We start from the raw sequence: 6,970 nt of genomic DNA, 5'->3' as shown, positions 1-6,970 counted from the left end.
CGCTCGGCCCACTGCCGAGCGCGGCCGCCGCCGCTCCCACCAGGCCCGCGTCCGTGCCCATCAGCGCGGGGGCCACGGTGAGTTGACGTACGAAGGAGAGCGCGGCGTAGTCGCGCAGGGCGCGGCGCAGCGGGGTGAAGAGCACGTCGCCCGCCTTCGCGACTCCCCCGCCGATCACCGCGATGTCGATCTCGACGAGCGTCGCCGTGGCGGCGATCCCGGCGGCCAGCGCCTGGGCGGCCCGTTCGAAGGAGGCGAGGGCCACCGGGTCGCCCGCGCGCGCCGCGGTGGCGACCGCGGCCGCCGAGGTGTCGCCGTCCCCGCCCGGCACCCAGCCGCCCTCCAGGGCGCGGCGCGCGATGTTCGGGCCGCTCGCTATCCGCTCGACGCAGCCGCGCGCACCGCACGGGCACGGGTCGCCGTCGAGGTCGACGCTGATGTGGCCGATGTGTCCCGCATTGCCGGTGGGGCCAGGGTGCAGGGCGCCGCCGAGGACGAGGCCGCCGCCGACGCCCGTGGACACCACCATGCACAGCGCGTTGTCGTGGCCGCGGGCCGCACCCTGCCAGTGCTCGGCCGCGGTCATCGCCACGCCGTCGCCGACCAGTGCGACGGGCAGGCCGCCGGTGATCGCGCGGACCCGGTCGACCAGCGGATAGCCGCGCCAGCCCGGGATGTTGACAGGGCTGACCGTGCCGGCCGACGCGTCCACGGGGCCCGCGCTGCCGATGCCCACCGTGCCGACCCCGCCCCACAGTTGACTGGACGTCAGCTCGACGAGGACCTCCCCGACCGCCCGCATGACCGTGTCGCCGTCCTCGCGCGCGGGCGTCGGCCGCTGGGCGCGCAGCACTATCCGGCCGTCGCCGTCCACCAGGGCTCCGGCGATCTTGGTGCCGCCGATGTCGAGTGCGGCGACGAGGTCCATGTGCATCTGTGTCGGGTCTCCTGGTGTATGGGCAGGCCGGAGAGTGCGATGGACAGTCTCTCCCGCATCTGACAACGTTGTCCAGGCTCTATGCTCGACGCCACATGCTCATGGACGACCTCATGGACGACAGGACAGGACAGCGCACCGTGGCCGAGACCACCGCACGACGACCCGAGACCCGCTACGGCAACCGTCCCACCATGAAGGACGTCGCCGCGCGCGCAGGCGTGGGCCTCAAGACGGTCTCCCGCGTCGTGAACGGAGAGCCCGGCGTCACGCCGGACACCGAACGCCGTGTGCAGGAGGCCATCGAGGCGCTCGGCTTCCGCCGCAACGACAGCGCGCGCGTGCTGCGCAAGGGCCGCACCGCCAGCATCGGCCTCGTGCTCGAAGACCTCGCCGACCCCTTCTACGGCCCGCTGAGCCGCGCCGTCGAGGAGGTCGCACGGGCGCACGGCGCGCTGCTCATCAACGGATCGAGCGCCGAAGACCCGGACCGCGAGCAGGAGTTGGTGCTCGCCCTGTGCGCGCGCCGGGTCGACGGGCTCGTGGTCATCCCGGCCGGTGACGACCACCGCTATCTGGAGCCGGAGATCGCCGCCGGGGTCGCCACCGTCTTCGTCGACCGGCCCGCGGGGAAGATCGACGCCGACGTCGTGCTGTCCGACAGCTACGGCGGCGCGCGGGACGGCGTCGCGCACCTCATCGCGCACGGCCACCGCCGCATCGGCTTCATCGGCGACCAGCCGCGCATCCACACCGCCGTGGAGCGGCTCCGCGGCTACCGCGCCGCCATGGAGGACGCGGACATCCCCGTCGACGAGGCATGGGTCTCGCTCGGCGCCACCGATCCCGAGCGGGTGCGCGCCGCGGCCGAGGCGATGCTGGGCGGCCCCGAGCCGGTCACCGCGGTCTTCGCGGGCAACAACCGGGTGACCGTGACCGTCGTCCGGGTCCTCGCCGCGCTCGACCGCCCCGTGGCCCTGGTCGGCTTCGACGACATCGAACTCGCGGATCTGCTGAACCCCGGCGTGACCGTCGTCGCGCAGGACGCGGCACAGCTGGGCAGGACGGCGGCCGAACGGCTCTTCCGGCAGCTCGACGGCGCCTCCGGCGACCCGGAGCGCATCGAACTGCCGACGCGGCTCATCACGCGCGGGTCGGGGGAACTGCCGCCCGCGGACTGAGACCCCTTCGGGCGCGCTCAGGGCCAGAAGACGACCGCGAGCGCGATCAGCGTGCCCAGGGCGATGACCCCGCCGAAGAGCCCGAAGGCCCGCGCGACCTTCTGCCCCGCGGGCTTGAGCTCCTGCCAGCCGAGTTCCCCCGCCACACCCCGGATCAGGCGGTGGCCATCGGCGGACGCGAAGCTGTGCCGCTCGGATCCGTCCGCGGAGCGGGTCCACGTCCGGTACCGGCTGCGGCCTGTGGTGACCGTCCGTCCGCGCGCGGGGCCCGGACCGTGCTGCTCGGTCACGACGATGTCCGTCATGACGAAGGTCATCTCCCGGGGGCGCAACGCGACGCGATAGGTGTGCACCTGGGTGGTGTGACGGTTCACCTGCGGGACGTCCGCGACCAGGTCGAATCCCGGCTCCGTGCGCCGCAGCCGGTACGCGGTGCCGGTGACGGCCGCCTCGACGCGGGCGTACAACTCGTCCGTACCGTACGGCCGTTGGGCTTCACTCATGGGCTCGACGTCCTCTCCCGGTCCGTGCCGTCAGCAGGTGGGCAGGCCGGGCAGCGGCTTGTCGTTGTCGCCGCCGGTGATGTAGACGTCGCTGACGAAGACGTTCCTGTTTCCGCTGTCGTCGTCCGTCTTCGCCCACCAGACGTTCGTCCAGCGGCCGGACGTCTCGCGGCGGCCGAGGTTCTGCTGGCAGTGGAAGTAGTTGGTGCCCGCGTTCAGGGTGCCCGCTTCGGCGCCGGACGCGGTGTACGACGTCGCGGTGCGCCACACCGAGCAGTTGTACTTGCCGCCGCCCGCGGGGTGGCAGACGGGGTCCGGTGCGGAGCCGCCGCCCGAAGGGGTGCCGGTCGGCTTGGTGGTGGGGTCGGGCCGGGCGGAGGGTTCGTCGTCGCCCTTGTCCCCGTCCCGCGGCTTCTCCTTGTCCCGGTCCGACGTCCCGCCGTCGTCCTTGCCCGCGCCGTCGGCGCTCGGTCCCGCGTCCGGCTTGCGGGGCTTCTCGTCGCCCTGTTCGGCGGGCCCCGGGCGCTTGGACCCGTCGTCGAACGGGCCGCGGCTGCCGTCGTCGGCCCGGTCGGTGCCGCTTCCCTGTGCGGTGTTCTCCCTGGCCTGACTGCCGCTGTCGTCCTTGCCGTCGAGGAAGGCCACGGTCGCCCCGGTCGCCGCGAGCACGACGGCCACGGCAGCGGCGGCGAGCAACGCCCGCCCCCGGCGCGGGCGTCGGGTCGAGCGGGTCGCACCGAGGCCGACGGCGGGCGGACCCTGGGGCGCCGCTGCCGGTCCGGGTGCCGGAGAAGCGTGCTGTCCGCCGAGAGGCGACTGCGGGGCGCCGGGCGCCGGACCGAAGCCCGGCGGCGGTGTGTTCGGGATGCTGCGCTCCGTCTGCTCGCGCGGCCCCGGCGCGGCTTCCCGCAGCGCGGCCGTGCCCACGTCCTTCGCGGCCAGCGCCGCCACGTCGGCGAGCAGCCCGGATGCCGCCGCCGCGTCGGGCCGCGCCTGCGGGTCCTTGTGCATCAGCTGCTGCAGTACGGGGGTCAGGGGACCGGAGCGGCCCGGCTCGGGCAGCGGGTCGACGACGATCGCGGTGAGCGTCGACCACGTCGACGTACGGCGGAAGGGCGACGCGCCCTCGACCGCGGCGTACAGGGTGGCGCCGAGCGCCCACACGTCGGAGGCGGGTCCCGGCTCGTGGCCCTGGGCGCGCTCGGGCGCCAAGTAGTCGAGGGAACCGATCAGTTCGCCGCTGCGGGTGAGGTGTGTCGAGGAGCCGTCGCCGGGGTCCTCCATGGTGGCGATGCCGAAGTCGGTGAGGACGACGCGGCCGAGTGGGGCCTCCCCTGCTCGGGCGGAGCCGAGAGCTTGGGGAATCTCCAGGAGGATGTTCCCCGGCTTCACGTCGCGGTGCAGGACACCGGCGCGGTGGGCGGCGGCCAGGGCCTCCATGACCTTGGCGCCGATGGCCGCGGCCTCGCACGGGTCGAGGGGGCCGCGCTCGCGCAGCACGTCGTCCAGGGAGGGGCCTTCGACCAGCTCCATGACGATGAGGGGCCGGCCTTCGACCTCCGCCACGTCGTGCACGGCGACCACTCCGGGGTGGCGCACCCGGGCCGCGGCCCGCGCCTCGCGCTGCATCCGCACGCGCAGGTCGGCGAGTTCGGAACCTGCCGCGTCCGTGAACGTGCGCAGTTCCTTGACCGCCACCTCGCGGTGCAGCACCTCGTCGACGGCGCGCCATACGACGCCCATGCCGCCGCGCCCGAGCTGCGCCACGACGCGATAGCGCCCGGCGAGCAGCCGTCCGGCCCCGCCCGTCTGTTCCTGATCCCCCGAAGACACCGCTGCCCCGTCCCTGCGACACCACTTTCCGTGGCGTACAGAGTACGGGGCAGCTGTGACGGTCGAGTGCCGGTGTTACTTGCCCGACACCGTGAGGTCGCCGCGGCGCGGGCCCGAGAAGCCCTGCAGGCGGGCCAGGGTGAGGCCGGTGAGCCGGGTGACCTCGCCCGCGTCGAGGGCGCCGCAGTCGAGGCCGCGCAGCAGATACCCGGCGAGCGCCTTGGCGGTGGCGGGCTCGTCGGCCACGTCGCCGCCCTCGTGGTGCCCGGCGTAGGCGGCCAGGCGCGCGGCGGCGGCCTCGAAGCCCTCGCGGTAGAACGCGAACACGGCGGCGTAGCGGGTGGGGATGTGGCCGGGGTGCATGTCCCAGCCCTGGTAGTAGGCGCGGGCCAGGGCGCGCCGGGTGAGGCCGTAGTGCAGCCGCCAGGCGTCGTGGACCTTCTCGGTGGAGCCGACGGGCAGGACGTTGGTGGAGCCGTCGGAGACGCGGACTCCGGTGCCCGCCGCGGCGACCTGCATGACGGCCTTGGCGTGGTCGGCCGCCGGGTGGTCGCTGGCCTGGTAGGCGGCGCTGACGCCGAGGCAGGCGCTGTAGTCGAAGGTGCCGTAGTGCAGTCCGGTGGCGCGGCCCTCGGCGGCCTGGATCATGCGGGCGACGGCGGCGGTGCCGTCGGTGGCGAGGATGGACTGGCTGGTCTCGATCTGGATCTCGAAGCCGATCCGGCCCTGCTCGAGGCCGCGCGCCTTCTCGAACTCCTCCAGGAGGCGCACCATCGCGGTGACCTGCTCGGGGTAGGTCACCTTGGGCAGCGTGAGGACGAGCCCGTCGGGCAGGCCGCCCGCCTCCATGAGGCCGGACAGGAAGATGTCCAGGGTGCGGATGCCGCGGTCGCGGACGGCCTCTTCCATGCACTTCATGCGGATGCCCATGTACGGGGCGGCGGTGCCGTTCTTGTACGCCTCGGCGACCAGGCGGGCCGCGCGGGCGGCGTCCTGGTCCTCGTCGGCGCCCTTGTAGCCGTCCTCGAAGTCGATGCGCAGGTCCTCGACGGGCTCGCGCTCCAGCTTGGTGCGCACGCGCGTGTAGACGGCGTCGGCGAGGTCGTCGGTCAGGCCGAGGACGGCGGCGAAGGAGGCGGCGTCCGGGGCGTGCTCGTCGAGCATCGCGAGGGCCTTGTCGCCCCAGGTGCGGATCGAGTCGGCGGCGAACTGCTCGCCGGGGACGTACACGGTGTGGACGGGCTGGCGGGTGCCGGGGTCTCCGGGGTAGCGGCGCGCCAGCTCCGCGTCCACCGGGGCGAGGGAAGCGCTGATGCCCTCGCTGACCGCGCCGGCGAGGCTCGTTGCCACCTGCTCTTGCTGACCCATTCCTGCACCCTCCACACACTCAGTGTTGCTCGGTGTTTCCGCTTCACGGAATCAAGAATCCGTATGGCGAAGTTATCTGGCGACCTTCCCGCCGGTCAACACCTGACCTGCACTTGACCGGCCCCCGACAACCGGCGTTCACGCCTGTCTCAGATCCTGCTTCCACACTTCGGTTCGCTCAGCCCATCCTGGCGCGACCTACCGAAGGAGACAGCGTGCCGACCGACACCCGAGTGTCACGCCGCCTCGGCCTGCGGACCACACTGGCCGCCGCGGCCGCACTCCCCTTGTTAGGCACCACCCTGACCGCGGCCCCCGCGAGCGCGGTCGAGCGTCCCGGCCGCCGCCTGGAGGTCATGTCCTTCAACCTCCGCTACGCGAGCGCCACACCGCCCAACACCTGGGCCGACCGCCGCCCGGTCACCCGTGAACTGCTGCGCCGCGCGCGGCCCCATGTCATCGGCACCCAGGAAGGGCTCTACGAGCAGGTCCGGGACATCGCCGCCGACCTCGGCCCGCACTACGACTGGATCGGCACGGGCCGCGCGGGCGGCAGCCGCGACGAGTTCATGACCGTCTACTACGACACCCGCAGGCTGCGGCCCGTCGAGTACGAGCACTACTGGCTCTCGGACACCCCGTACCTCATCGCGTCCAACACCTGGGGCGGCGGCTCCATCCGCATGGTCACCTGGGTGCGCTTCCACGATCTGCGCACGGACGGCGAGCTGTACGTCGTCAACACCCACCTCGACAACGCGAGTCAGTACGCACGCACGCGTGCCGCCGCCCTGCTCGTCGAACGCCTGGGCCCGCTGGACCCGTCCCTGCCCCGCCTCGTGACGGGCGACTTCAATGTCGCCGCGCACAAGAACCCCGTCTACGACACGGTCCTCGGCGCCGGCCTCGTCGACACCTGGGACGCCGCGGACCGGCGGAGCAAGGCGTACGCCACCTTCCACGGCTACCGGCCGCTGGTGCCCGACGGCGACCGCATCGACTGGATCCTGGCGAGCCCGGGGGCCCGGGTCCACGCGGCGTCGATCAACACGTTCTCCCTGAACGGCCAGTTCCCGAGCGACCACCTGCCGGTGCAGGCGAGCCTCACCCCCTGACGCGCCGAGGCCCTCGCCCCGCGGTGCGGGGCG

General features: G+C 73.4%; 6 protein-coding genes. 2 read left to right on the top strand and 4 right to left on the bottom strand.

All coding sequences use genetic code 11. From position 1 onward, the window contains the following. Positions 1 to 934: ROK family protein (locus tag ACFWZ2_RS43190; RefSeq protein ID WP_384555283.1), on the bottom strand; the 934-nt coding region annotated here is incomplete at its 3' end. Positions 935 to 1,050: 116 nt separating this feature from the next. Here ACFWZ2_RS43190 and ACFWZ2_RS43185 point away from each other — a divergent pair. Next, entirely contained in the window at positions 1,051 to 2,118 is a 1,068-nt protein-coding gene (locus tag ACFWZ2_RS43185; protein WP_384555284.1) for a LacI family DNA-binding transcriptional regulator, read from the top strand. A 17-nt stretch (positions 2,119 to 2,135) separates the two neighbouring features. Here the strand turns inward: ACFWZ2_RS43185 and ACFWZ2_RS43180 are convergent, their stop codons facing one another. From ACFWZ2_RS43180 to ACFWZ2_RS43170, 3 genes are all read right to left on the bottom strand, one after another. Further along, positions 2,136 to 2,621: a hypothetical protein gene (locus ACFWZ2_RS43180; protein ID WP_384555282.1), complete on the bottom strand. Its 486-nt coding sequence runs from the start codon at positions 2,619 to 2,621 to the stop codon at positions 2,136 to 2,138. Positions 2,622 to 2,651: 30 nt separating this feature from the next. Beyond that, positions 2,652 to 4,454 carry a protein kinase gene (locus tag ACFWZ2_RS43175; protein ID WP_384555281.1) on the bottom strand — a complete coding sequence of 601 codons (1,803 nt, stop codon included), beginning with the start codon at positions 4,452 to 4,454 and terminating at the stop codon, positions 2,652 to 2,654. 75 nt (positions 4,455 to 4,529) lie between these two features. After that, on the bottom strand, positions 4,530 to 5,822 hold the full coding sequence (locus ACFWZ2_RS43170; protein WP_384555280.1) for a DUF6986 family protein: 1,293 nt from the start codon (positions 5,820 to 5,822) through the stop codon (positions 4,530 to 4,532). A gap of 215 nt (positions 5,823 to 6,037) precedes the next feature. Between ACFWZ2_RS43170 and ACFWZ2_RS43165 the strand changes: the two genes are divergently transcribed. Continuing rightward, the gene (locus tag ACFWZ2_RS43165; protein WP_384555279.1) at positions 6,038 to 6,937 is read left to right on the top strand and encodes an endonuclease/exonuclease/phosphatase family protein; all 900 of its coding nucleotides are present in this window, start codon (positions 6,038 to 6,040) and stop codon (positions 6,935 to 6,937) included. Positions 6,938 to 6,970: the final 33 nt, after the last annotated feature.

The sequence above is a fragment of the Streptomyces sp. NPDC059002 genome (genome assembly GCF_042740435.1).
Taxonomy (GTDB): Bacteria; Actinomycetota; Actinomycetes; order Streptomycetales; family Streptomycetaceae; genus Streptomyces.
This window is presented reverse-complemented; position numbering and strand designations above follow the sequence as displayed.